This window comes from Mycobacterium decipiens, from assembly GCF_963853665.1.
Taxonomy (GTDB): domain Bacteria; phylum Actinomycetota; class Actinomycetes; order Mycobacteriales; family Mycobacteriaceae; genus Mycobacterium; species Mycobacterium decipiens.
In genome coordinates this window covers 4,247,874-4,272,775 of the sequence record NZ_OY970459.1, presented here as the reverse complement: position 1 = coordinate 4,272,775, position 24,902 = coordinate 4,247,874, and the positions used below count along the sequence as shown (strand labels likewise).

17 protein-coding genes and 2 pseudogenes are annotated in these 24,902 nt (G+C 66.7%); 9 read left to right on the top strand and 10 right to left on the bottom strand.

The window, feature by feature from the left end; all coding sequences use genetic code 11:
* Positions 1-43 precede the first annotated feature (43 nt).
* Positions 44-2,374 carry a DNA helicase PcrA gene (gene pcrA / locus AADZ55_RS18870; protein WP_085325019.1) on the top strand — a complete coding sequence of 777 codons (2,331 nt, stop codon included), beginning with the start codon at positions 44-46 and terminating at the stop codon, positions 2,372-2,374.
* 95 nt (positions 2,375-2,469) lie between these two features.
* On the opposite strand, the gene AADZ55_RS18865 is transcribed toward pcrA, so the two are convergent.
* Positions 2,470-3,471, bottom strand: coding sequence for a M23 family metallopeptidase (locus AADZ55_RS18865; RefSeq protein WP_085325020.1), 1,002 nt, complete (start codon positions 3,469-3,471; stop codon positions 2,470-2,472).
* A 309-nt stretch (positions 3,472-3,780) separates the two neighbouring features.
* On the opposite strand from AADZ55_RS18865, the gene sucC reads away from it, so the two are divergent.
* Together sucC and sucD are read left to right on the top strand one after the other, a co-directional pair.
* Complete coding sequence (gene sucC / locus AADZ55_RS18860; protein WP_085325021.1) at positions 3,781-4,944, top strand: ADP-forming succinate--CoA ligase subunit beta; 1,164 nt, start codon at positions 3,781-3,783, stop codon at positions 4,942-4,944.
* Between the two features lie 14 nt (positions 4,945-4,958).
* Entirely contained in the window at positions 4,959-5,861 is a 903-nt protein-coding gene (gene sucD, locus AADZ55_RS18855) for a succinate--CoA ligase subunit alpha (protein ID WP_085325022.1), read from the top strand.
* An 18-nt stretch (positions 5,862-5,879) separates the two neighbouring features.
* Here the strand turns inward: sucD and AADZ55_RS18850 are convergent, their stop codons facing one another.
* Positions 5,880-6,731: an LLM class F420-dependent oxidoreductase gene (locus AADZ55_RS18850; protein ID WP_085325023.1), complete on the bottom strand. Its 852-nt coding sequence runs from the start codon at positions 6,729-6,731 to the stop codon at positions 5,880-5,882.
* Between the two features lie 164 nt (positions 6,732-6,895).
* Here AADZ55_RS18850 and AADZ55_RS18845 point away from each other — a divergent pair, with 164 nt between their 5' ends.
* The 6 genes from AADZ55_RS18845 to AADZ55_RS18820 all read left to right on the top strand — a co-directional run bounded on the left by AADZ55_RS18845 (position 6,896) and on the right by AADZ55_RS18820 (position 15,150).
* The gene (locus AADZ55_RS18845; RefSeq protein WP_085325024.1) at positions 6,896-7,810 is read left to right on the top strand and encodes a DUF5336 domain-containing protein; all 915 of its coding nucleotides are present in this window, start codon (positions 6,896-6,898) and stop codon (positions 7,808-7,810) included.
* Positions 7,811-7,846: 36 nt separating this feature from the next.
* On the top strand, positions 7,847-9,223 hold the full coding sequence (locus AADZ55_RS18840) for a DUF6350 family protein (protein WP_085325025.1): 1,377 nt from the start codon (positions 7,847-7,849) through the stop codon (positions 9,221-9,223).
* Positions 9,224-9,464: 241 nt separating this feature from the next.
* Positions 9,465-10,112: a phosphoribosylglycinamide formyltransferase gene (gene purN, locus AADZ55_RS18835; protein ID WP_085325026.1), complete on the top strand. Its 648-nt coding sequence runs from the start codon at positions 9,465-9,467 to the stop codon at positions 10,110-10,112.
* On the top strand, positions 10,109-11,680 hold the full coding sequence (purH, locus tag AADZ55_RS18830; protein WP_085325027.1) for a bifunctional phosphoribosylaminoimidazolecarboxamide formyltransferase/IMP cyclohydrolase: 1,572 nt from the start codon (positions 10,109-10,111) through the stop codon (positions 11,678-11,680). The genes purN and purH overlap by 4 nt, the downstream gene beginning before the upstream one ends.
* 103 nt (positions 11,681-11,783) lie before the next feature.
* The gene (locus AADZ55_RS18825; protein WP_085325028.1) at positions 11,784-13,169 is read left to right on the top strand and encodes a sigma 54-interacting transcriptional regulator; all 1,386 of its coding nucleotides are present in this window, start codon (positions 11,784-11,786) and stop codon (positions 13,167-13,169) included.
* A complete protein-coding gene (locus AADZ55_RS18820) occupies positions 13,162-15,150 on the top strand; it encodes a vWA domain-containing protein (protein ID WP_085325029.1) in 1,989 nt (662 codons plus the stop codon). Before AADZ55_RS18825 ends, AADZ55_RS18820 begins: the two co-directional genes overlap by 8 nt.
* Here AADZ55_RS18820 and AADZ55_RS18815 read toward each other — a convergent pair.
* The 8 genes and pseudogenes from AADZ55_RS18815 to AADZ55_RS18780 all read right to left on the bottom strand — a co-directional run bounded on the left by AADZ55_RS18815 (position 15,147) and on the right by AADZ55_RS18780 (position 24,653).
* Positions 15,147-15,764, bottom strand: a complete 618-nt coding sequence (locus AADZ55_RS18815; protein ID WP_085325030.1) for a DUF1707 SHOCT-like domain-containing protein — start codon at positions 15,762-15,764, stop codon at positions 15,147-15,149. The genes AADZ55_RS18820 and AADZ55_RS18815 overlap by 4 nt on opposite strands.
* A 94-nt stretch (positions 15,765-15,858) precedes the next feature.
* Positions 15,859-16,464, bottom strand: a pseudogene (locus AADZ55_RS18810) (enoyl-CoA hydratase family protein); the annotation flags it as partial.
* Between the two features lie 246 nt (positions 16,465-16,710).
* Positions 16,711-16,938 (bottom strand): annotated as a pseudogene (locus tag AADZ55_RS18805) (enoyl-CoA hydratase-related protein); the annotation flags it as partial.
* Complete coding sequence (locus AADZ55_RS18800) at positions 16,938-18,104, bottom strand: acyl-CoA dehydrogenase family protein (protein WP_085325032.1); 1,167 nt, start codon at positions 18,102-18,104, stop codon at positions 16,938-16,940. The pseudogene AADZ55_RS18805 and the gene AADZ55_RS18800, both read right to left, overlap by 1 nt.
* The gene (locus AADZ55_RS18795) at positions 18,101-20,110 is read right to left on the bottom strand and encodes an acetyl/propionyl/methylcrotonyl-CoA carboxylase subunit alpha (protein WP_085325033.1); all 2,010 of its coding nucleotides are present in this window, start codon (positions 20,108-20,110) and stop codon (positions 18,101-18,103) included. Before AADZ55_RS18795 ends, AADZ55_RS18800 begins: the two co-directional genes overlap by 4 nt.
* Before the next feature lie 5 nt (positions 20,111-20,115).
* Positions 20,116-21,705, bottom strand: a complete 1,590-nt coding sequence (locus AADZ55_RS18790; RefSeq protein ID WP_085325100.1) for an acyl-CoA carboxylase subunit beta — start codon at positions 21,703-21,705, stop codon at positions 20,116-20,118.
* A gap of 79 nt (positions 21,706-21,784) precedes the next feature.
* Positions 21,785-22,945 carry an acyl-CoA dehydrogenase family protein gene (locus AADZ55_RS18785; RefSeq protein ID WP_085325101.1) on the bottom strand — a complete coding sequence of 387 codons (1,161 nt, stop codon included), beginning with the start codon at positions 22,943-22,945 and terminating at the stop codon, positions 21,785-21,787.
* 16 nt (positions 22,946-22,961) lie between these two features.
* Positions 22,962-24,653, bottom strand: coding sequence for an acyclic terpene utilization AtuA family protein (locus tag AADZ55_RS18780; RefSeq protein WP_085325034.1), 1,692 nt, complete (start codon positions 24,651-24,653; stop codon positions 22,962-22,964).
* Between the last annotated feature and the right edge of the window lie 249 nt (positions 24,654-24,902).

Genomic DNA, 24,902 nt, shown 5'->3' with positions numbered 1-24,902 from the left:
GGTCCGACACGCCGTCGGTGTGCGGCGGTAAGTTTGGACCGACATGAGTGTGCATGCGACCGACGCGAAACTCCCCCGTTCAGCCCCGGCAGATGCCCTGCTGGAGGGCCTGAATCCACAACAGCGCCACGCGGTGGTGCATGAGGGTTCTCCGCTGCTGATCGTCGCGGGCGCGGGCTCGGGCAAGACGGCGGTGTTGACCCGGCGGATCGCCTACCTGATCGCGGCCCGCGGTGTCGGTGTCGGTCAGATCTTGGCCATCACCTTCACCAACAAGGCCGCCGCCGAGATGCGGGAACGGGTAGTGGCCCTGGTCGGCGACCGGGCCCGGTACATGTGGGTGTCCACGTTTCACTCCACCTGCGTGCGCATCCTGCGCAACCAGGCCTCGCTGATCGAAGGTCTCAACTCCAACTTCTCGATCTACGATGCCGACGATTCGCGGCGGCTGCTGCAGATGATCGGTCGGGACATGGGCCTGGACATCAAGCGGTATTCGCCGCGGCTGCTGGCCAACGCCATCTCCAACCTGAAGAACGAGCTGATCGACCCGCATGGGGCACTGGCCGCCCTAACGGACGACTCCGATGACCTAGCGCGCACCGTTGCCAGCGTCTACGCCGAATATCAGCGACGGCTGCGCGCGGCCAACGCGCTGGACTTCGACGACCTCATCGGCGAGACGGTGGCGGTGCTGCAAACGTTCCCGCAGATTGCCCAGTACTACCGGCGGCGGTTCCGGTACGTCTTGGTCGACGAATACCAAGACACCAACCACGCGCAGTACGTGCTGGTGCGGGAGCTGGTCGGTCGCGACACCGAGGATGGTGTCCCGCCCGGCGAGTTGTGCGTCGTCGGCGACGCCGACCAGTCGATCTATGCGTTCCGCGGCGCCACGATTCGCAACATCGAAGACTTCGAACGCGACTATCCCGACGCCAGAACGATTCTGCTGGAACAGAACTACCGCTCGACGCAGAACATCCTGTCGGCAGCCAACTCAGTGATCGCCCGCAACTCCGGACGCCGGGAGAAGCGGTTGTGGACCGACGCCGGCGCGGGCGAGCTGATCGTCGGCTACGTCGCCGACAACGAGCACGACGAGGCCCGGTTCGTGGCCGAGGAGATTGATGCGCTGGCCCAGCGTGGCGACATCACCTACAACGACGTGGCGGTCTTCTACCGCACCAACAATTCGTCGCGCTCACTGGAAGAGGTGTTCATTCGCGCCGGAATTCCGTACAAAGTCGTTGGCGGAGTGCGCTTTTACGAACGCAAAGAGATACGCGACATCGTCGCTTACCTGCGCGTGCTGGACAACCCTGGCGACGCGGTCAGCATGCGGCGCATCCTCAACACCCCCCGCCGCGGTATCGGGGATCGGGCCGAGGCGTGTGTGGCGGTGTATGCGGAGAACACCGGCGCCAGCTTCGCAGACGCGCTTGCCGCCGCGGCGAGCGGCAAGGTTCCGATGCTCAACAGCCGCGCGGAGAAGGCGATCGCAGGCTTCGTCGAGATGCTCGACGAGCTGCGGGGCCGCCTCGATGACGACCTGGGTGAGCTGGTCGAGGCGGTGCTGGAACGCAGCGGATACCGCCGGGAGCTGGAATCGTCCACCGACCCCCAAGAGCTGGCACGGCTGGACAACCTCAACGAACTCGTCAGCGTCGCACACGAATTCAGCACCGACCGAGCCCTGCAGACCAGCGAAGCCGCGGGGCTTGAACCAGACGACGAAGACGTGCCCGACACCGGTGTGCTGGCGGAGTTTCTGGAAAGGGTGTCGCTGGTCGCCGACACCGACGAGATACCGGAGCACAGTGCGGGCCTGGTCACGCTGATGACGTTGCACACCGCCAAGGGCCTGGAGTTCCCGGTGGTGTTCGTGACCGGCTGGGAGGACGGAATGTTCCCGCACATGCGGGCCTTGGATGATGCCGGGGAACTGTCTGAGGAGCGGCGCCTGGCCTACGTGGGCATCACCCGGGCCCGGCAACGACTGTACGTGAGCCGGGCAATCGTGCGTTCGTCCTGGGGACAACCGATGCTCAACCCGGAGTCCCGGTTCCTGCGGGAGATTCCGCCAGACCTCATCGATTGGCGGCGCACCGCACCGGCCACGTCGTTCAGCGCGCCGGTCAGTGGTGCAGGGCGGTTCGGTACCCCGCGGCCATCGCCCACCCGTGCTGGAGGGGCGAGCAGGCGGCCGCTATTGGTGCTGCAACCCGGGGACCGGGTCACCCATGACAAGTACGGCATGGGCCGGGTCGAGGAAGTGTCCGGTGTCGGCGAATCGGCGATGTCGCTGATCGATTTCGGTAGTTCGGGTCGCGTGAAGCTGATGCATAACCACGCCCCGGTCACCAAGCTCTAGCGTCGGTGCACCCAGCGTGCACTCGCTGCGAAAAAGTCGCGAATCCTTCGCAGCCAGTGCACGTTCGGTGTTCGATCGCTCCACGACCAGCCGGGTCAGCCGGTGTAGCCGCCGACGCTAAGTCCCCGCTGTGCCAGCCACGGCACGGGGTCCACTCGCTCGCTGCCGCCCAGGAGTACCTCGAAGTGAAGGTGCGGGCCGGTGGAAAAGCCGCGGTTGCCCATGGTGGCTATCTGATCGCCCGCCATCACGCGCTCGCCGATGCTGACCAACGCGGTATTGATGTGGCCGTACAGCGTGACCGTGCCGTCGGCGTGGAGCAGCTTGACCCACATTCCGTAGCCGGCGGTGGGACCGGCGTCGATGACGACGCCATCCGACACCGCGTAGATCGGGGTTCCGATTGCGTTGGCCAGATCGATACCGGCGTGCAGTACACCCCATCGGTAGCCGAAATTCGAGGTGAATATGCCCTTGGTCGGCATGACGTACAGCGGCCGCTGCAGTCGCGCCTCACGCTGAGCGCGTTCCTCGGCGAAGGCCACGCCCCTGGCAAACTCCGCGTTGTGCACGGCAGCATTTGCCGCAGGCTGGGCGGCGATGACCTGGACTCCCCGCGGCGCGTCGCTTCCGGAACCTCCGGTGAGTGCCAAAGCGTGAGCGGTCAGCACGGTCTGGGTGCTGGGGGTTTCCGACTGTTGGGTCGCCGCGTGCGCCGCCGCCGCTGCCGCGCCCGCGGCCATTGCCGAAATCAGCAGGCGGCCCCTGGTCGCACCGACCGGCTGCTTGCGGTGTTGCCCGGCCCGACGCCGGGGCACTGGGGTGACCTCCGGGCTCAGCACGTCCGGGCGGGTGGCCAGCCACTCGGGGGTCAGATCGTCGGCGTCGTCTAGGTCGTCGAGCTCCGGAGCCTGCAGCAGTTGGGCTTCGTGGTCGAAGACGCAGTCGTCGCCTAGGTCCAGGTCATCGAGGTCGGCGAAATCCAGGTCATCCAGGTCCGCGATGCCGTCGAGGAATCCGTCCAGCGGGATGATTTCGGTGATTTCGTCGCGGTGCTGATGCGGCCAATGATCGCGAGGTGTGCGAGACGCTGCCATGGCAGCAGAACGAGCGAAACGGTGCTGGGACAATCTGAAATGTCCTCGGATCGTGACCATAACGTTATCTGGACCCTGAGACGGTATCCGTAACCGGATGGAAGTGGCAACCTCAGTGTGGAATCCGGCCGGGATTGTGACCCGGATCACGATTCGAATTGGCGAACGTTCGGTGACCTGGCCCACACCGGGTGGATGCGATCGCGGAGCTCATCTGCCGTCTCGATACAGTTCCTCCGTGCGAGTTGCCCATTTCCGGTACCGCCTCCCTACCAGCCGAGCAGTAAGCCGAGCGAAGACGGTGAGCCCATGGATCTTTTCGAGTATCAAGCCAAGGAATTATTCGCCAAGCACAACGTACCCAGCACGCCGGGTCGGGTGACCGACACGGCCGAGGGCGCTAAGGCCATCGCCACCGAGATCGGTCGTCCGGTCATGGTCAAGGCGCAGGTCAAGATCGGTGGCCGCGGTAAGGCCGGTGGCGTCAAATACGCCGCGACTGCCCAAGACGCGTACGAACACGCCAAGAACATCCTCGGCCTGGACATCAAGGGCCACATCGTCAAGAAACTGCTGGTCGCCGAGGCCAGCGATATCGCCGAGGAGTACTACCTTTCTTTCCTGCTGGACCGGGCCAATCGCACCTACCTGGCGATGTGCTCGGTGGAAGGCGGCGTGGAGATCGAAGAGGTGGCCGCCACCAAACCCGAGCGGCTTGCCAAAGTCCCGGTGAACGCCGTCCAGGGCGTTGACCGGGCTTTCGCGCGGTCCATCGCCGAGCAAGGTCATCTGCCAGCCGAGGTGCTCGACGCCGCCGCGGTCACCATCGCCAAGCTGTGGGAGCTCTTCGTCGCCGAGGACGCCACTCTGGTCGAGGTGAACCCGCTGGTGCGCACCCCCGACAATCAGATCCTCGCGCTGGACGCCAAGATCACCCTCGACGGCAACGCCGACTTCCGTCAGCCGGGCCACGCCGAATTCGAGGATCGAGCTGCCACGGATCCGCTGGAGCTCAAGGCCAAGGAGCACGACCTCAACTACGTCAAGCTGGACGGTCAGGTGGGGATCATCGGCAATGGCGCGGGCCTGGTGATGTCGACTCTCGACGTCGTCGCGTACGCCGGTGAGAACCACGGTGGAGTCAAGCCGGCCAACTTTCTCGATATCGGCGGCGGCGCTTCGGCTGAGGTGATGGCCGCGGGACTGGACGTGGTACTGGGTGACGAGCAGGTCAAGAGCGTGTTCGTCAATGTTTTCGGCGGCATCACCTCGTGCGATGCGGTGGCCACCGGGATCGTAAAGGCGCTGGGAATTCTGGGCAACGAGGCGAACAAGCCGCTGGTGGTTCGGTTGGACGGCAACAACGTCGAGGAAGGCCGTCGCATTCTGACCGAGGCCAACCACCCGTTGGTGACGCTGGTGTCGACGATGGACGAGGCCGCTGACAAGGCCGCCGAGCTGGCGAGCGCCTGAAAGGACTTGTGGATATGTCGATCTTTCTCAGCAAGGACAACAAGGTCATCGTCCAGGGCATCACCGGCAGCGAGGCCACCGTCCACACCGCTCGAATGCTCAAGGCGGGCACGCAAATCGTCGGCGGGGTGAACGCACGCAAGGCGGGCACCACCGTCACCCATGAGGACAAGGGGGGCAGGCTGATCAAGCTGCCGGTGTTCGGCAGCGTCGCGGAGGCGATGGCAAAGACCGGCGCCGATGTGTCGATCATCTTCGTGCCACCGAAGTTCGCCAAAGACGCGATCATCGAAGCGATCGACGCCGAGATTCCGTTACTGGTCGTCATCACCGAGGGCGTCCCGGTACAGGACACCGCCTATGCCTGGGCCCGCAACCTCGATGCCGGCCACAAGACCCGCATCATCGGCCCCAACTGTCCGGGCGTTATCAGTCCCGGTCAGTCGCTGGCCGGCATCACCCCGGCCAACATCACCGGCCCCGGTCCCATTGGCCTGGTGTCCAAGTCGGGAACCTTGACCTACCAGATGATGTACGAACTGCGCGACCTCGGCTTTTCCACCGCGATCGGGATTGGTGGTGACCCGGTAATCGGCACCACCCACATCGACGCCATCGAGGCCTTCGAGAAGGATCCGGACACCAAGCTCATCGTGATGATCGGTGAGATCGGTGGTGACGCCGAGGAGCGCGCCGCCGACTTCATCAAGGCCAACGTGTCCAAGCCGGTCGTCGGCTATGTCGCCGGGTTCACCGCGCCCGAAGGCAAGACGATGGGCCACGCCGGCGCCATCGTGTCCGGCTCGTCGGGCACCGCGGCCGCCAAGAAGGAAGCCTTGGAGGCGGCCGGCGTGAAGGTCGGCAAGACTCCGTCGGAGACGGCGGCGCTGGCGCGGGAGATCCTGAAGAGCCTGTAACGCGTTTGCTGAGCGGATCTACACCGCAGCGGCGGCCAGCTTGCCGGCCAGCCGCTCCACGTATGCGGCGACCTCGTCTTCGGACCGGTCCGGCATGCCGAACAGCACCTCCGTCACGCCAAGCTCGGCCCAACGCGCGAGCTTCTCGGGCACCGGTTTGAAGTCCAGGGCCACGATCTGCGGAGCCCCGTCGCGGCCGGCGGCTGCCCAGGTGTCCTGCAGCAGCCGGACCGGCTCGTCGATGTCGACGTCGCGCGGAGTGGTGATCCAGCCGTCCGCGCTGCGCGCGATCCATGCGAAGTTCTTCTCGGTGCCGGCGGCGCCCACGAGCACCGGGATATGTGACTGCACCGGCTTGGGCCAGGCCCAGCTGGGCCCGAACTTGACGAACTCGCCGTCGTAGGCGGCTTCCTCTTGGGTCCATAACGCCCGCATCGCCTCGAGGTATTCGCGCAGCATGGTGCGGCGGCGCTGGGGCGGCACGCCGTGGTCGGCGAGCTCGTCGGTGTTCCAACCGAACCCAACCCCGACGCTTACCCGCCCCCCGGACAAATGGTCCAGCGTCGCAATGCTTTTCGCCAACGTGATCGGGTCGTGCTCGACCGGCAGCGCCACCGCAGTCGACAGCCGGACCCGCGATGTCACCGCCGAAGCCGCGCCCAGACTCACCCACGGGTCGAGCGTGCGCAGGTAGCGGTCGTCGGGCAGCGATGCGTCACCCGTGGTCGGGTGGGCGGCCGTACGCCTGACCGGGATGTGGGTGTGTTCAGGCACGTAGAACGTGCGAAACCCGTGGATGTCAGCAAGCTTGGCGGCCGCCGCCGGGGTGATGCCACGGTCGCTGGTGAACAGCACGAGGCCGTAGTGCATGCTGAGAATTAGAACGTGTTCCACCTGCCGGGGCAAGCGGCTGCCCGGTGGTTGATGCCGGGGGGCGCCGGTCGCTCCGACGCGGGCACCGGAACGTGCGCTAGCGTGGTTGATCGAATCGCGTCGCAGGGAGCACAGCGTCGCACTGCACCAGTGGAGGAGCCATGACCTACTCGCCGGGTAGCCCCGGATATCCGCAAGCGCAGCCCGCAGGCTCCTACGGAGGCGCCACACCTTCGTTCGCCAAAGCCGATGAGGGTGCGAGCAAGCTTTTGATGTATCTGAACATCGCGGTGGCTGCCCTCGGCCTGGCCGCGTATTTCGCCAGCTTCGGCCCCATGTTCACGCTGAGCACCGAACTCGGCGGGGGTGGTGGCGCGGTGGCCGGTGACACTGGACTGCCGGTCGGGGTGGCTCTGCTGGCTGCGCTACTTGCCGGGGTGGGTCTGGTGCCCAAGGCCAAAAACCATGTGAGTGTGGTTGCGGTGCTTGGGGTGCTCGGCGTCTTTCTGATGATCTCGGCAACGTTTAACAAGCCCAGCGCCTATTCGACCGCCTGGGCATTGTGGATTGTGTTGGTTTTCATTGTGTTCCAGGCGGTTGCCGCGGTCGCCGCGCTGCTGGTGGAGACGGGCGTCATCACCGCGCCGGCGCCGCGGCCCAAGTACGACCCGTATGGGCAGTACGGGCAGTATGGGCAGTACGGGCAGTACGGCGCGCAGCCGGGCGGTTACTACGGTGGTGGGCAGCAGCCCGCGGGACTGCAGTCGCCCAGCCCCCAGCAGCCCGGGTACGGGTCGCAGTACGGTGGTTATTCGTCCGGCCCGAGCCAGAGTCCGAGCCAATCGGGCGGTGGATTCGGTGCCCAGCCCCCCGCGCAGTCCGCGTCGCAACAATCGCACCAGGGACCGTCCACCCCGCCCACCGGCTTCCCGAGCTTCAGCCCACCGCCACCGGTCAATGCGGGGACGGGGTCGCAGGCTGGTTCTGCTCCGGTCAACTACTCAAGCCCCAGCGGGGGCCAGCAGTCCTACGGCCAGGGCCAGCAGTCGTCGTCCCCTGGGGCGGCGCCGGTCTAACCCGCTCCCGCGCCTAATCGGGTGCGTGCGCGAAGAGTGAAAAGGGTGTCAGAAAGCGAGGGCAATCGGGCGCCGGGCGTTCGCCAGGCTCGTGACCTTGTCAGGGTCGCGTTCGGCCCGGGTGTGGTGGCGTTGGGCATCATCGCCTCGGTGACGCTGCTGCAATTGCTGATCGCCAATAGCGACATGACCGGCGCGTTGGGCGCCACCGCCAGCATGTGGCTCGGCGTGCACCTGGTCCCGGTCTCAATCGGTGGCCGCGAACTGGGCGTAATGCCGCTATTGCCGGTCCTGTTGATGGTATGGGCCACCGCGCGCAGCACGGCGCGGGCCACCTCCCCACGGTCGTCGTGGCTGGTCGTTCGCTGGGTTGTCGCGTCGGCGTTGGGCGGACCCTTGCTGATGGCGGCGATCGCGCTGGCGGTCATCCACGACGCGTCATCGGTCCTCACCGAGCTGCAGACGCCCAACGCCCTGCGCGCGTTCATCGGTGTGCTGGCGGTGCATGGGGTCGGGGCCGCGATCGGGGTGGGGTCCCGGGTCGGTCGACGGGCACTGGCCACCTCGCCACTACCCGATTGGCTGGCTGATTCGGCGCGTGCCGCCGCGGCCGGGGTGTTGGCATTGCTCGGGCTCTCCGGCGTGGTGACGGCGGGGTCGCTGGTTGTGCACTGGGCGACGATGCAAGAGCTCTACGGGATCACCGATTCGATATTCGGCCAATTCAGCCTCACCGTGCTGTCGGTGCTCTACGCCCCCAACGTCATCATCGGCACCGCCGCGATCGCTGTTGGGTCCAGCGCGCACATTGGCTTTGCGACGTTCAGTTCGTTTGCGGTCTTCGGTGGCGATATCCCGGCTCTGCCGGTTCTGGCCGCGGCACCCGCGCCGCCCCTCGGCCCGGCCTGGGTTGCCCTGCTGATCGTTGGCGCGTCCTCCGGCGTGGCGGTCGGTCAGCAATGCGCTCGCCACGCGCTGCCGTTGGTTCCGGCGATGGCCAAGCTGCTGGTCGCGGCCGCTGCGGGGGCATTGGCGATGGCCATTCTGGGATACGGCGGCGGCGGCAGCCTGGGCAATTTCGGCGACGTCGGCGTCGACGAGGGCGCCCTGGTATTCGGTGTGTTCTTCTGGTTCGCGGTCGTCGGTTGGGTGACGGTGGCGATGGCAGGCGGGATAACGCGTCGCCCCAAGCGGCCCAAATCCCAGCCCGCCCCGCCGGTCGAGGTGAACGTCGATGAGCCGACGTCTCCGGTCGGCACCATCGACGGGACAGCCGGCGAGCAGCCGCCCGCCCCGGAACGGGACGACGGCCAGCCCAGCGAAGACGACGTCGGCGACGGCCTCGAAGTCCCCCCGGCCGCCGACGACGGGTCACTCCCGCTACCCGACGAACCGCCGCGGCAGCCCGACTGATTGTCCAGCGTTGGGCGCCCCGGCGCCGCTGCAAGGGCAGCAGGAGAGCGCAGATGTGCTCGACTGCCTGGCTCCTCCTCGCGCCGCTGCAGCGGTCCGCATCGTCGCCAGATGTGCTCGACTGTCTGGCTCCTCCTCGCGCCGCTGCAGCGGTCCGCATCGTCGCCAGATGTGCTCGACTGTCTGGCTCCTCCTCGCGCCGCTGCAGCGGTCCGCATCGTCGCCAGACTAGGCTCGCCGTGTGCAGGAACCGCTCCGCGTACCCCCGAGTGCACCGGCGCGGCTGGTGGTGCTGGCATCCGGCACCGGTTCGCTGCTGAGATCCCTACTCGACGCCGCGGTCGGTGACTACCCGGCGCGGGTGATCGCCGTTGGGGTGGATCGCCAATGCCGGGCATCCGAGATCGCCGCGGAGGCATCGGTGCCGGCGTTCACCGTCCGGCTCGCCGACCACCCCAGTCGCGATGCCTGGGACGCCGCAATCACCGCCGCCACCGCAGCGCATGCGCCCGACCTGGTCGTTTCCGCTGGGTTTATGAGAATCCTTGGACCGCAGTTCCTTTCACGCTTCTGCGGCCGCATCCTCAACACCCACCCGGCGCTGTTGCCGGCCTTCCCCGGTACGCATGGGGTCACCGACGCGCTGGCCTACGGTGTGAAGGTCACCGGCGCTACGGTGCACCTGGTGGATGCTGGCATGGACACCGGGCCGATACTGGCGCAGCAACCCGTTCCAGTGCTCGACGGCGACGACGAACAGACCTTGCATGAACGAATCAAGATCACTGAACGGCGGCTGTTGGTGGATGTGGTGGCCGCAATCGCTACCGGCGGAGTGACGGTGGTCGGAAGAAACGCGACGATCGGACGAAAGGCAACCATAGGATGAGCACCGACGACGGCCGAAGGCCGATCCGCCGTGCGTTGATCAGCGTGTACGACAAGACCGGGCTGGTCGACCTGGCCCAGGGTCTGGGCGCGGCCGGCGTCGAGATCATCTCGACCGGGTCAACGGCCAAGGCCATTTCCGACGCCGGGGTTCCGGTGACCCCGGTGGAGGAGCTGACCGGCTTTCCCGAAGTACTCGATGGCCGGGTCAAGACTCTGCATCCGCGAGTGCATGCCGGGCTGCTGGCCGACCTGCGCAAGTCCGAGCACGCCGCGGCCCTCGAGCAACTCGGAATCGAGGCGTTCGAACTCGTCGTGGTCAACTTGTATCCGTTCAGCCAGACCGTCGAATCCGGCGCCGGCGTCGACGAGTGCGTCGAGCAGATCGATATCGGCGGGCCGGCGATGGTCCGGGCGGCGGCGAAAAACCATCCCAACGTTGCGGTGGTCACCGACCCGCTTGGGTACGACGGAGTGCTGGCCGCGGTGCGCAACGGCGGATTCACCCTCGCCGAGCGCAAAAGGCTGGCGTCGTTGGCGTTTCAGCACATCGCCGAGTACGACATCGCCGTCGCGAGCTGGATGCAGTCGACGGTGGCTCCCGAGCATCCGCCCACCGCGTTCCCGTCGTGGTTCGGTGGATACTGGCGCCGCGAGGCGATGCTGCGCTACGGCGAGAACCCGCACCAGCAGGCTGCTCTCTACGGCGACCGCACCGCCTGGCCGGGGCTGGCACAGGCGGAGCAGCTGCACGGAAAGGACATGTCCTACAACAACTTCACCGATGCGGACGCGGCCTGGCGGGCCGCCTTCGACCACGAACAAACGTGCGTGGCAATCATCAAGCACGCCAACCCGTGTGGCATCGCAATCTCGGCGGTTTCGGTTGCCGACGCACATCGCAAGGCGCACCAATGCGATCCGCTGAGCGCCTACGGTGGAGTGATCGCGGCCAACACGGAGGTCAGCGTCGAGATGGCCGAGTACGTGAGCACCATCTTCACCGAAGTGGTCGTTGCGCCCGCCTACGCGCCGGGCGCCCTCGACGTGCTGACCCGCAAGAAGAACATCAGGCTGCTGGTGGCCTCCGAGCCGCTGGCCGGTGGCATCGAGCTGCGTCCGATCAGCGGTGGACTGCTGATGCAGCAACGCGACCAGCTCGACGCGCACGGCGACAACCCGGCGAACTGGACCTTGGCGACCGGATCGCCGGCCGACCCGGCGACGTTGACCGACCTGGTCTTCGCGTGGCGGAGTTGTCGCGCCGTCAAGTCGAACGCGATCGTGATCGCCGCCGACGGTGCCACCATCGGCGTCGGGATGGGTCAGGTCAACCGGGTCGACGCCGCCCACCTGGCCGTCGAACGCGGCGGCGAGCGGGTTAAGGGCGCCGTTGCGGCCTCGGATGCGTTCTTCCCGTTCCCGGACGGACTGGAAACCCTGGCCGCCGCCGGGGTCACCGCGATAGTCCACCCCGGCGGCTCGGTGCGCGACGAGGAAGTGACCGCAGCGGCGGCCAACGCCGGGATCACCCTGTACCTGACCGGCGCTCGCCATTTCGCCCACTGACTTTAACGAGAAATCCATGACCCGACCTGCCGGAAGTGCCCGGAAAAGTTGGGGGGTGAAACTCACTTTCGGCGCGATAAGAATGACGGCGTCGTAGCGTGGAGTGGTGACTTCACCGAGCTATCTGCCCCGGACCGTCGGAGAATTGCGGGCCGCGGGCCATCGTGAACGAGGGGTCAAGCAGGAAATTCGGGAGAATCTGCTGACCGCTCTGGCCGAAGGAGACGAAGTCTGGCCGGGCATCCTGGGCTTCGACGACACCGTTTTGCCACAGCTGGAGCGGGCACTAATCGCAGGTCACGACTTCGTCCTGCTCGGTGAACGCGGTCAGGGCAAGACTCGGCTGTTGCGCGCGCTGACCGGGTTGCTGGACGAGTGGACGCCGGTGATCGGGGGAGCCGAGCTGGGGGAGCACCCCTACCGGCCGATCACACCGGAGTCGATCCGGCGGGCCGCGCAGCTTGGTGACGATCTGCCGGTCAGGTGGAAACACCGCAGCGAGCGCTACACCGAGAAGCTGGCCACTCCGGACACCAGTGTGGCCGATCTGGTCGGTGACGTCGACCCGATCAAAGTTGCCGAGGGGCGCAGCCTCGGCGATCCCGAGACCATCGCCTACGGGCTGATCCCCCGCGCGCACCGCGGCGTCGTCGCCGTCAACGAATTGCCCGACCTCGCCGAGCGCATTCAGGTGTCGATGCTCAACGTCATGGAGGAGCGCGACATCCAGGTTCGCGGCTACACGCTGCGGCTGCCGTTGGATGTGTTGGTGGTCGCCAGCGCCAACCCCGAGGACTACACCAACCGGGGCCGGATTATTACGCCGCTCAAGGACCGGTTCGGCGCAGAGATCCGCACCCACTACCCGCTGGAGCTGGAGGCCGAAATGGGCGTCATCGCCCAGGAGGCGCACCTGAGCGCGCAGGTGCCCGACTACCTGGTGCAGGTGCTCGCGCGGTTTGCCCGCTATCTACGAGAATCCCGCTCGGTCGATCAGCGGTCGGGGGTGTCGGCCCGGTTCGCCATCGCGGCGGCGGAGACGGTCGCGGCCGCCGCCCGGCACCGCGGTGCGGTGCTGGGGGAGACCGATCCGGTGGCCCGGGTGGTCGATCTGGGCACCGTGATCGACGTCCTGCGCGGCAAGCTGGAGTTCGAGTCCGGCGAGGAGGGCCGCGAGCAGGCGGTGCTCGAGCATCTGTTGCGCCGTGCCACCGCCGATACCGCATCGCGCGCCCTCGGCGGCATCGACGTCGGCTCGTTGGTGGCCGCCGTCGAGGGCGGTTCCGCGGTGACAACGGGCGAGCGGGTATCGGCCAAGGACGTGTTGGCCGCGGTGCCGGGGTTACCGGTGGTGGACAGAATCGCCAGAAAGCTGGGCGCCGAGTCCGAGGGGGAGCGCGCCGCGGCGCTGGAACTGGCGTTGGAGGCGCTGTACCTGGCAAAACGAATCGACAAGGTGTCGGGGGAGGGCCAAACCGTCTATGGCTAGACGGCACTCAACGCGATACTCGGCCTACACCGGCGGGCCCGACCCGTTGGCGCCGCCGGTGGATCTGCGTGAGGCGCTCGAACAGATCGGGCAGGACGTCATGGCGGGCACTTCGCCGCGCCGGGCGCTGTCCGAGCTGCTGCGGCGCGGCACCAAGAACATGCGCGGTGCAGACCGGTTGGCGGCCGAGGCCAACCGGCGCAGACGAGAGTTGCTGCGCCGCAATAATTTAGACGGCACTTTACAGGAAATCAAGAAGTTGCTCGACGAGGCGGTGCTGGCCGAGCGAATGGAACTGGCCCGCGCCCTGGACGACGACGCCCGTTTCGCCGAATTGCAGTTGGAGGCCCTCCCGCCATCTCCGGCCAAAGCCATCCAGGAGCTTTCCGACTACAACTGGCGAAGCGAACAGGCCCGGGAATCCTACGAGCGGATCAAGGATCTGCTCGGCCGCGAGATGCTCGACCAACGCTTCACCGGCATGAAGCAGGCGCTTTCACACGCTACCGATGAGGACCGCCAGCGCGTCGCCGAGATGCTGGACGACCTCAACGACCTGTTGGACAAGCACGCCCGCGGCGAGGACACCGACCAAGACTTTCAAGAGTTCATGAACAAGCATGGCGAGTTCTTCCCGGAGAACCCGCGCAATGTTGAGGAGCTGCTGGACTCGCTGGCCAAGCGGGCGGCCGCCGCCCAACGATTCCGCAACAGCCTGTCCCAGGAGCAGCGTGACGAACTGGATGCGTTGGCGCAGCAGGCCTTCGGATCACCGGCGTTGATGCAGGCACTCGACCGACTGGACGCGCATCTGCAGGCGGCCCGCCCCGGCGAAGACTGGACCGGGTCGCAGCGGTTCTCCGGAGACAATCCGTTCGGCATGGGCGAAGGCACCCAGGCATTGGCCGACATCGCCGAGCTGGAGCAGCTGGCCGAGCAGCTGTCGCAGAGTTATCCGGGCGCCACCATGGACGATGTCGATCTGGACTTGCTGGCACGTCAGCTTGGCGACCAGGCCGCGATCGACGCCCGAACACTCGCCGAGTTGGAACGCGCGCTGGTCAACCAGGGTTTCCTGGATCGCGGCTCCGACGGTCAGTGGCGACTCTCGCCAAAGGCCATGCGCAGGCTCGGCGAGACAGCGTTACGCGATGTGGTGCAACAGCTTTCCGGGCGTCGTGGCGAACGTGATCATCGGCGTGCGGGGGCCGCCGGCGAGCTGACCGGCGCGACGCGGCCCTGGCAGTTCGGGGACACCGAGCCGTGGCACATCGCCCGCACCCTCACCAACGCGGTGCTGCGGCAGGCGGGGACCGCGAGCCGCAACGGGCCGGCTGCGCAAATCCAGATCACCGTCGACGACGTCGAGGTCTCCGAGACAGAAACACGAACGCAGGCGGCGGTCGCCCTGTTGGTGGATACCTCGTTTTCGATGGTGATGGAGAACCGCTGGCTGCCGATGAAGCGCACCGCGCTCGCGCTCAACCACCTGGTGTGCACGCGGTTCCGGTCGGATGCGTTACAGATCGTCGCGTTTGGCCGCTATGCGCGGACAGTGACGGCCGCCGAGCTGACGGGATTGGAGGGCGTCTACGAGCAGGGCACCAACCTGCATCACGCGCTGGCGTTGGCGGGGCGTCACCTGCGCCGGCACCCTAACGCGCAGCCCGTGGTGCTGGTGGTGACCGACGGTGAGCCGACCGCCCATCTGGAGGACGTCGACGCCGAAGGGTCGGGTTCTGCAGTCTTCTTCGATTACCCGCCGCATCCACGCACCATTGCCCACACCGTGCGCGGGTTCGACGACATGGCCCGGCTGGGTGCGCAAGTAACGATCTTCCGGCTGGGCAGCGACCCGGGCCTAGCCCGATTCATCGACCAGGTCGCGCGTCGGGTCGAGGGACGCGTTGTGGAGCCCGATCTCGACGGGCTGGGCGCAGCCGTGGTGGGCGACTACCTGCGGTCGCGGCGGCGGCGTTAGCGAGTTCGCTGCTGCTTGTGGGGCTTTCGGGCTTTGCGTTTGATCCCTACGCCGCCCCACAGTGAGAAACCGCGGATCTTCACCTGGGGCGCGCCACGGGTGCCCTCACCCATGACCTCCCGGTCGAAGCCGCCCATCACACCGTGGCCGTGGATCTCGACGTTGACTTCGGGCGGCAGCAATATGGTTTGCCCACCCATGATCGAGTAGGCACGGATCTCAACCTCGGTCGAGGTGAAGTCGGCGTAGCGCAGATCCAGCACACCGCTACCCCAGAACGTGACGGCGGTGAGCTTTTTCGGCACATTCCACCGGCCCCGTCGCTCGAACCCGCTCAACAGCGCCAGCAGCAATGTGGACGGTGCCGGATTGCATTCCCCCCCGCGGCGTGGGCTCAACGCCGCATCCGGCAGGTCGGCCCGCAGCCGATCCAGCTCCTGGTACGTCGTCGCCGCATAGGCACGGGCGAGCCGGTCTTCGTAGTCGGTCAGCTGCAGGCGGCCCTGCTCGGCCGCATAAGCCAGCAACTGCGCAATCTGTATCCGGTCGGTATCCGACGCCCGGGACGACTCGTCTCGCGAATCCCTTGCGTCACGCTGCGCTGAGTTGCCCATCACCCACGAGCCTACGGCGTCAAAATCTTGCTGCAAGAGGTGTTGGCGAAACTGCAATCTTCGTGGCGGGTCCGGCCCCGGTTGGGTTGCCTCCTCATCGGGCCGCCTGCCCCTCCGCACTGTCCGCGGGCACCCAGCTGGGTGGACGTTTCTGTAAGAACGCGAGCATGCCTTCGCGCGCCTCGTCGGAGACAAACAACCGGGCCGACTCCTGGGTGAGCCGCTCGGCGTCGCGCTCGAACCCTGCCAGCACCGCGGCGGTGGTCAACGCTTTCGATGCCGCGAGGCCCTGTGGTGAACCGCGGCCCACCTCGGCCACCAGCGCGGCCACCGCGGCGTCCACATCGTCGGCTGCCATGGTGACCAATCCGATTTCGGCAGCTTGGCTGGCTCCGAATTTTTCGCCAGTCAGGTAGTAGCGTGCGGCCGCTCGTGCCGACATCTTTGGCAGCAAGGTCAGCGAGATGATCGCCGGGGCGACGCCGATCCGGGCCTCGGTCAGCGCAAAGGTGCTGTGCGGACCGGCGACCGCGAGATCGCACGCGCCGACCAGACCGAACCCGCCGGCCCGGACGTGCCCATTGATGGCGCCGATCACCGGCAGCGGCAATGCCACCATGGCGCGCAGCAGCGCGGTCAATTCCTGCGCGCGCGCCACGGCCATGTCGTATGCCGATGGTGCCGACCCGCTTCCCCCGGCTACGCCGCGCTCGCGATCGCCACGCGCCGATGGTGCCGACCCGCTTCCCCCGGCTACGCCGCGCTCGCGATCGCCACGCGCCGATGGTGCCGACCCGCTTCCCCCGGCTACGCCGCGCTCGCGATCGCCACGCGCCGATGGTGCCGACCCGCTTCCCCCGGCTACGCCGCGCTCGCGATCGCCACGCGCCGATGGTGCCGACCCGCTTCCCCCGGCTACGCCGCGCTCGCGATCGCCACGCGGGTCACCACCGCTGGCCTCGCTCAGGTCCGCACCGGCACAGAACGTGCCGCCGGCGTGTCCGAGCACCACCGCCCGCACCGCCGGATCCGCTTCGGCGTCACGCAGCCCCTGATGCAGTTGGCTGATGAGTGCGTTGGATAGTGCGTTGCGGTTGTGCGGAGAGTTCAGCGTCAATCGGACGAACGGGCCCCCGCAGGCGGCCGGGCCGGCGTACTCGACAAGCCGATTCATCAGTAGGACCGGGGCAGGCCAAGAGACGTCTGCGCCACGAAGTTGAGCACCATCTCGCGACTGATCGGGGCGATCCGTGCCAGGCGTGACGACGTCATCATGGCCGCCACGCCGTACTCCTTGGTCAGCCCATTGCCGCCCAATGACTGCACGGCCTGGTCGACCGCGCGTGTCGAAGCCTCGGCCGCAGCGTATTTGGCCATGTTGGCTGCCTCGGCTGCGCCGAAGTCATCGCCATGGTCGTAGAGCGACGCGGCCTTCTGCATCATCAGCTTGGCAAGTTCGATCTCAATGTAGTTCTGGGCCAACGGATGTGAAAGGCCCTGGTGCGCACCGATCGGGGTGGACCAGACCTTGCGGGTCTTGACATAGTCGACGGCCTTGTTCAGCGCGAAGCGCCCCATACCGACCGCGCTGGCCGCACCCATGATGCGCTCGGGGTTCAGGCCCGCGAAAAGCTGTGCGATCGCGGCGTCTTGCGCTCCAACCAGTGCATCGGCGGGTAGCCGGACCTCGTCGAGGAAGACCTGGAACTGGCGTTCGGGGCTAACCAGCTCCATCTCGATCGGGGTGTAGGTGAGGCCGGGCGCGTCGGTGGGCACCACGAACAACGCCGGACGCAGTTTGCCGGTCTTGGCCTCCTCGGTGCGACCCACCAGAAGGACGCTCTGCGCCTGGTCGATACCGGAAATGAAGACCTTCTGGCCCTTGAGGATCCAGTCGCTGCCGTCACGCCGGGCGGTTGTGGTGATCTTGTGCGAGTTGGACCCGGCGTCGGGCTCAGTGATGGCGAACGCCATTGTCAAGGAGCCGTCGGCGATGCCCGGCAGCCAGCGCTGCTTTTGTTCGTCGGTACCGAACTTGCTGATGATGGTGCCGTTGATGGCGGGCGACACCACCATCAGCAGCAGGGCGCACCCCGCGGCTGCCATTTCCTCCATCACCAGGGACAGCTCATACATTCCGGCGCCGCCGCCGCCGTACTCTTCGGGAAGATTCACCCCGAGAAAGCCGAGTTTTCCTGCCTCAGCCCACAACTCGTCGGTGTGTTCGTGCACGCGCGCCTTCTGCAGGTAGTACTCGTGTCCGTAGTTGGACACCAGCGCGGCCACCGCTTTGCGCAGTGCCTGGCGTTCCTCGTTTTCGACGAAGCTGGCATCTGTCATTTCGGATCTCCTCCCTGGGAGCTTGCGGATTCGGGCGCTTCGACTCTGGCTAGGACGGCGCCGACTTCGACCTGCTGGCCGGTTCCGACGTTGAGTTGGGTCAACACGCCGTCGGCCGGCGCGCTGATGGTGTGTTCCATCTTCATCGCTTCCAGCCAGATTAGGGGTTGACCGGCCGTGACGGTGTCGCCGACTTCGGCGCCCAGCCGGATAACGTTGCCGGGCATCGGTGCAATCAGAGATCCCTGTTCAACGGCTGAACCGGGCTCGGGGAAGGGGGGCAGCACGACCAGGTGAACAGGTCCGCGCGACGAATCGACGTAGACGTCCTGGTCGTGGCGGGCGACCGCGAAGTTGTAGGCCACCCCGTCGCCGTCGGCCAGCACGACCTCGTCGGCCGCAGCCGACACCAGTCGCACCGCTTCGTCGCCGGGCAGCGCCAATCCGGTTCTGGTGAAGCGATATTCAACCCGGTGCTCGGTGTCGCCGGCTGAACCGCCGGGGAAGCGGTAGGTCTTGACCTGGTAGCCCGATGCCAGGTTGCGCCAGCCGCTCGGAATCGAGCCAAATGCGCTGGCGGTCGCTCGGTTGTGCGCGGCGTCGGCAAGCGCGGCGGCGATTGCCGACAACCGGACCGTCGCGGCGTCGGCCAGCGGCGTGGAGAGCGCGGCCAGCCCATGTGTGTCGAAGAACGCGGTGTCGGTCGCGCCGGCGAGGAACGCCGGGTGGCGCAGTACGTTGACCAGCAGGTCGCGGTTGGTGCGCACGCCGTGCAGGCGGGTGCGGGTCAGTGCCTCGGCGAGCAGCAGTGCTGACCGCCGGCGGGTCGGCGCATAGGAGATGACCTTGGCAAGCATCGGGTCGTAGTGGATCGACACCACTGATCCGGCGACGATCCCAGAATCCAGCCGGATCCCGGTCCGGTGTTCCAGCGAGCAGAACTGCGCTCGGATCGCCGGCACGTCGATCGTGTGTACCAAACCCGCCTGCGGCTGCCAGCCGTGCGCCGGGTCCTCGGCATAGAGTCGGGCCTCGATCGAGTACCCTTTGGCCAGCGGAGGTTCGGTGTCGAGCCGGCCACCGTCGGCAACCTCTAGCTGCAGTTCGACCAGATCCAGTCCCGTCGTCTCCTCGGTGACCGGGTGCTCGACCTGCAGCCGGGTGTTCATTTCCAGGAAGTAGAACTCGCCGTCATCGTCGGCGAGGAACTCCACCGTGCCGGCCCCGGTGTATCCGATTGCTGCGGCGGCCAACCGGGCCGCGTCGAACAGCTTGGCGCGCATTCCCGGTGTGCGTTCAACCAACGGTGACGGCGCCTCTTCGATGATCTTCTGGTGGCGGCGCTGAATTGAACATTCTCGTTCCCCGACGGCCCAGACGGTGCCATGGGCGTCGGCCATGATTTGGACCTCGACATGGTGTCCGGTCGGCAGGTAGCGCTCGCAGAACACGGTCGGGTCGCCGAATGCGGATTGAGCTTCGCGCCGTGCGGCCTCGACTTCGGCTGGCAGGGCTGATAATTCGTGCACTACCCGCATGCCGCGACCGCCACCGCCCGCCGACGCCTTCACCAGGACCGGCAGCTGCGCTGCGGTGATGGTAGCGGGATCGAGTTCGTCGAGCACCGGAACTCCGGCGGCGGCCATCAGCTTTTTGGACTCGATCTTGGAGCCCATCGCGCGCACCGCGTCCACCGGCGGCCCGACCCAGGTCAGGCTGGCCTCCTGTACGGCGGTCGCGAATTCGGCGTTTTCCGAGAGAAATCCGTAGCCGGGATGGACGGCGTCGGCACCGGCAGCGAGTGCGGCCGCGATGATGGCCTGCGCGTTCAGATAGTCGGTGGTGCGCGTCAGCCGAACCCGAGCGTCGGCCTCGGTGACATGTGGCGCACCGGCGTCGGGGTCGGTGTACACGGCGACGGTGCCCAGGCCCATCCGGCGGCAGGTGGCGAACACCCGCCGGGCGATCTCGCCGCGGTTGGCAACCAGGACTCGAGTGATCGGCATGGGATTCACATCCTGAAGACGCCGAAGTTCGACGTCCCCTTGATTGGGCCATTGGCTATGGCGGACAAACACATTCCCAGCACGGTGCGGGTGTCACGTGGGTCGATCACCCCGTCGTCGTAGAGCATCCCGGACAAGACCAACGGCAGTGACTCGGCTTCGATCTGGCCTTCAACGGCGGCCCGCATCGCGGCATCGGCCGCTTCGTCGACTTCCTGCCCCCGGGCTTGGGCGGCCGCTCGCGCCACGATGGACAACACCCCCGACAGCTGGGCGCCGCCCATCACCGCGGACTTGGCGCTCGGCCAGGCGAACAGGAATCGGGGTTCATAGGCGCGTCCGCACATGCCGTAATGGCCCGCGCCGTAGGACGCACCGATCAGCAGGGAGAGGTGTGGGACGGTCGAGTTGGACACCGCGTTGATCATCATTGAGCCGTGCTTGATCATCCCGCCTTCTTCGTAGTCTTTGCCCACCATGTAGCCGGTGGTGTTATGCAAGAACAACAGTGGCGTGTCGGCGCGGTTGGCTAGCTGGATGAATTGGGTGGCCTTCTGCGACTCCTCGCTGAACAGCACCCCCCGGGCGTTGGCCAGGATGCCTAGCGGATAGCCGTGCAGCTGTGCCCAGCCGGTCACCAGAGAAGAGCCGTATAGCGGCTTGAACTCGTCGAATTCGGAGCCGTCGACGATGCGGGCGATGACCTCGCGCGGGTCGAACGGGATACGCAGATCCGAGGGCACGATGCCGATTAGCTCCTCGGTATCGAACAACGGCGCGGTCACCGGCTTGGGCGCAGGTCCCTGTTTGACCCAGTTCAGCCGGGCCACTATGCGACGTCCGATGCGGATGGCGTCGAGCTCGTCGATGGCGAAGTAGTCAGCTAAACCCGATATGCGGGCATGCATTTCGGCGCCGCCCAGGGATTCGTCATCGGACTCCTCGCCGGTGGCCATCTTCACCAGCGGCGGACCGGCCAGGAACACCTTCGAACGTTCCTTGATCATCACCACGTGATCGGACATGCCGGGGACGTAGGCGCCACCGGCGGTGGAGTTCCCGAATACCAGGGCGACTGTGGGGATCCCGGCCGCCGACAGCTGGGTCAGGTCGCGGAACATCTGCCCACCGGGGATGAAGATTTCCTTCTGGGTCGGCAGATCCGCCCCGCCGGATTCGACCAGCGATATGACGGGAAGTCGATTCTGAAAGGCGATCTGGTTGGCGCGCAGGATCTTTCGCAATGTCCACGGATTGCTCGTGCCGCCTTTGACCGTCGGGTCGTTGGCGACGATCATGCACTCCACACCGCAGACCGCGCCGATGCCGGTGACCAGGCTGGCGCCAACCGTGAACGCGCTGCCCCAGGCCGCGAGTGGGCTCAGCTCGAGGAACGGGGAGTCCGGGTCGACGAGCAGCTCGATGCGTTCCCGAGGGGTCAGCTTGCCCCGGGCATGATGACGCTCTACGTACTTGGGGCCGCCGCCGCCCAGGGCCTTGGCGAGTTCGGCGTTGATTTCGTCGAGCTTTACCGTCGCCGCGGCCGCCGCTTCGGTGTAGCCGGGGGCGTTGCGATCGAGCGTGGACCGCAGCAACGTCATGACCACCGCCGACGATGCAGTGGGGGCACCGCCCGGTTGCGGGGGACACAGCGATGAGGAGGAGGCGGTGCAATCATGATTGGTAGCCTAGGGTTTTGGCGGCCAGTGCGGTCAGTATCTCGGTGGTTCCGCCGCCGATGCCCAGGATTCTCATATCCCGGTACTGGCGTTCGACTTCGGATTCGGCCATGTACCCCATACCGCCGAACAGCTGGACGGCTTGGTTGGCAACCCATTCCCCGGCCTCGACGGCGGTGTTCTTGGCGAAACACACTTGGGTAATGAGGTCGGTCTCGCCGGCCAGCTGCCGCTCGACCACACTGCGGCAGTAGACACGAGCGACGTCGATGCGGCGGGCCATCTCGGCGAGCGTGTTCTGCACCGACTGCCGCGAGATGAGAGGGCGGCCGAACGTCTCCCGATCGCGACACCACTGCGCGGTGATGTCCAGGCACCGCTGCGCACTCGAATACGCTTGCGTGGCAAGGGCGATGCGTTCGGACACGAAAGCCTGGGCGATCTGGGCGAAGCCGCTGTTCTCGCGGCTTACCAGATTGGCGGCGGGCACCCGTGCGTCGGTATACGACAGTTCGGCGGTGTCAGAGGAACGCCAACCCATCTTGTCCAGCTTGCGGGTGACTTGTAAGCCGGGTGAGCAGCCGACGCCGTCCTTCTCGACTACCAGCAGCGAAACGCCTGCCGCGCCAGGCCCACCGGTGCGCACCGCGGTGACGACGTAGTCGGCCCGCACCCCAGACGTGATGTAGGTCTTGGCGCCGTTGACGATGTAGTGGTCGCCGTCGCGGACCGCGCTGGTCCGCAGATGCCCGACGTCGGAGCCGCCGCCGGGTTCGGTGATGGCCAGCGCGCCGATCTTCTCGCCGGCCAGAGTTGGCCGCACGAACGTGTCGATCAATCGGGCATTGCCCGATGCGACCATGTGCGGCACCGCGATACCGCAGGTGAACAGCGACGCGAAGACCCCTCCGGGTACCCCCGCGCGGTGCAACTCCTCGCAGATAATGACCGGGTCGGCGCCGTCCCCGCCGCCCCCGCCGACCGCCTCGGGAAAGCCCGCGCCCAGCAGGCCGGCGGCCCCGGCGCGCCGGTGCAGCTCGCGTGGCAGCTCGCCGATGCGCTCCCATTCATCGATGTGGGGCAGGATCTCCCGCTCGGCGAACGCGCGCACCGTCTTTCGTAGCTGATCCCGCTCCGGTGTGGTCCAGATGTTCACAGTGTCGTCCAAGGATTCATAACAGCCTTTCCGGAATGTCGACGTGGCGGCTGCGCAGCCATTCGCCCAGTCCCTTGGCCTGCGGATCGAATCGCGCTTGGTAGGCGACGCCCTGACCGAGGATCTTCTCGATGACGAAGTTCACCGCCCGCAAGTTCGGGAGCATGTGGCGGGTGACGTCGAGGTCGGCCGCCTCCGGAAGCAGCTCCTTGAGCAGCCCGACGGTCAGCATGTTGGCCAGCCAGCGCCACTGCTCGTCGGTGCGGACCCAGACCCCGACGTTCGCCGATCCGCCTTTGTCGCCGCTGCGGGCCCCGGCTATCAGGCCCAGCGGCGCCCGCCGGGTTGGACCTGGCGGCAGTGGGTCGGGCAGTGGTGGGGGGTCGGCCGGCATCAACTCTAAAGTATCTGTGGCACAAGGTATCTCGGTGCGAACGCCATCGGCATGGACGGCGATGTGGGGCACCTGGCCGGCATCGACGTAGCCGGGGGTGAAAACGCCATACACTTGACCGTCGGCGGGCGGAGTGGTGACGGTGAAACCCGGGTAGCTCGCAAGTGCCAATTCGACTGCCGCCGAGGAGAATTGGCGTCCGACGTTGGCTGGATCGGGATCGCGGACCACGCAGCGTAGCAGGGCGCTCGCGGCTTCTTCGGTGTCGGCGTCGGTGTGGTCGGTACGGGCCAGCGTCCACTCCAGTTCGGCGGGCTTGACGGTCAGGGCGGCCTCTAGTTGGTGGCGCACCAAGTCGGCCTTGGCCTCGATGTCCAGGCCGGTCAGCACGAACGTCATGGCGTTGCGAAATCCGCCGATGCTGTTCAGCGACACCTTCAGGGTGGGCGGCGGCGGCTCGCCGGTCACACCGCTGATGCGCACCCGGTTGGGGCTGTCACTGGACAGTTCGATGGTGTCCATCCGGGCCGTCACATCCGGGTTGGCATAGCGGGCGCCGGTGATCTCGTAGAGCAGCTGCGCGGTGACCGTGTCGATGCTGACCAAGCCGCCGGTGCCGGGGTGCTTGGTGATCACCGACGAGCCGTCGGGGTGGACCTCGGCAAGCGGGAAACCGGCGTGGATCAGGTCGGGGATCGCAGGGACCTCGGTGAAGAATGCGTAGTTGCCGCCGCTGGCCTGCACGCCGCATTCGATGACATGGCCGGCGACCACGGCGCCGGCCAGCTGGTGGTAGTCGGTGCGGCCCCAGTCGAAGTGCGCGGCCGCCGCCCCGACGATCACCGAGGCATCGGTGACTCGTCCGGTGACGACGACGTCGGCGCCGGCTTGCAGGCAGTCGGCGATGCCCCAGCAGCCGAGATAGGCGTTTGCGGTCAGCGGCGTGCCGAGGCCAAGTTCCGCCGCACGCGCCTGTAGGTCGTCACCTTCCACGTGGGCGATCCGGGCGTTGATGCCCAGGCGCTCGGCCAGGGCCCGTACCGCGTCGGCCAGCCCGGCGGGGTTCAAGCCGCCGGCGTTGGCGACGATGCGCACCCCGCGGTCGATGGCCAGTCCCAGGCAGTCCTCGAGCTGGGTCAGGAAAGTCTTGGCATAGCCACGTTCGGGGTGCTTCATCCGGTCGCGGCCGAGGATCAGCATGGTCAGCTCGGCCAGATAGTCGCCGGTGACGTAGTCCAGCTCGCCGCCGGTGAGCATTTCGCGCATGGCTGACAGCCGGTCGCCGTAGAAGCCCGAGCAGTTTCCGATGCGCACGGCACCGGAAGTAGGGGCCATGCGAATCCTCCCTTCATTGGGATCATCTGTCGGCGGGCCTAACCAAGAAGCCAACCAACCGGTAGGTCAGCATAGCGGGGGTAACGGTTCCGTAGGTACCCGCCTCCGTTGCCGGGGACCTTAATCCGCACCTGGTCGTTTGGCGGGCCGTTTTGGCGACCAGCAGGTCACCGACTATCGTTAGGGGCCACATAGTCGCCGCTCGGGCACACCGGCCCTGGCCGTGCG

Excerpts from the sequence above, each read along its gene's own strand:
- purH (WP_085325027.1), top strand. The coding sequence starts at position 10,109 with ATGAGCACCGACGACGGCCGAAGGCCGATCCGCCGTGCGTTGATCAGC.
- AADZ55_RS18800 (WP_085325032.1), bottom strand. The coding sequence starts at position 18,104 with ATGACAGATGCCAGCTTCGTCGAAAACGAGGAACGCCAGGCACTGCGC.
- AADZ55_RS18795 (WP_085325033.1), bottom strand. The coding sequence starts at position 20,110 with ATGCCGATCACTCGAGTCCTGGTTGCCAACCGCGGCGAGATCGCCCGG.
- pcrA (WP_085325019.1), top strand. The coding sequence starts at position 44 with ATGAGTGTGCATGCGACCGACGCGAAACTCCCCCGTTCAGCCCCGGCA.
- AADZ55_RS18815 (WP_085325030.1), bottom strand. The coding sequence starts at position 15,764 with ATGGGCAACTCAGCGCAGCGTGACGCAAGGGATTCGCGAGACGAGTCG.
- AADZ55_RS18850 (WP_085325023.1), bottom strand. The coding sequence starts at position 6,731 with ATGCACTACGGCCTCGTGCTGTTCACCAGCGACCGTGGCATCACCCCG.
- AADZ55_RS18865 (WP_085325020.1), bottom strand. The coding sequence starts at position 3,471 with ATGGCAGCGTCTCGCACACCTCGCGATCATTGGCCGCATCAGCACCGC.
- AADZ55_RS18820 (WP_085325029.1), top strand. The coding sequence starts at position 13,162 with ATGGCTAGACGGCACTCAACGCGATACTCGGCCTACACCGGCGGGCCC.
- AADZ55_RS18845 (WP_085325024.1), top strand. The coding sequence starts at position 6,896 with ATGACCTACTCGCCGGGTAGCCCCGGATATCCGCAAGCGCAGCCCGCA.
- sucC (WP_085325021.1), top strand. The coding sequence starts at position 3,781 with ATGGATCTTTTCGAGTATCAAGCCAAGGAATTATTCGCCAAGCACAAC.
- sucD (WP_085325022.1), top strand. The coding sequence starts at position 4,959 with ATGTCGATCTTTCTCAGCAAGGACAACAAGGTCATCGTCCAGGGCATC.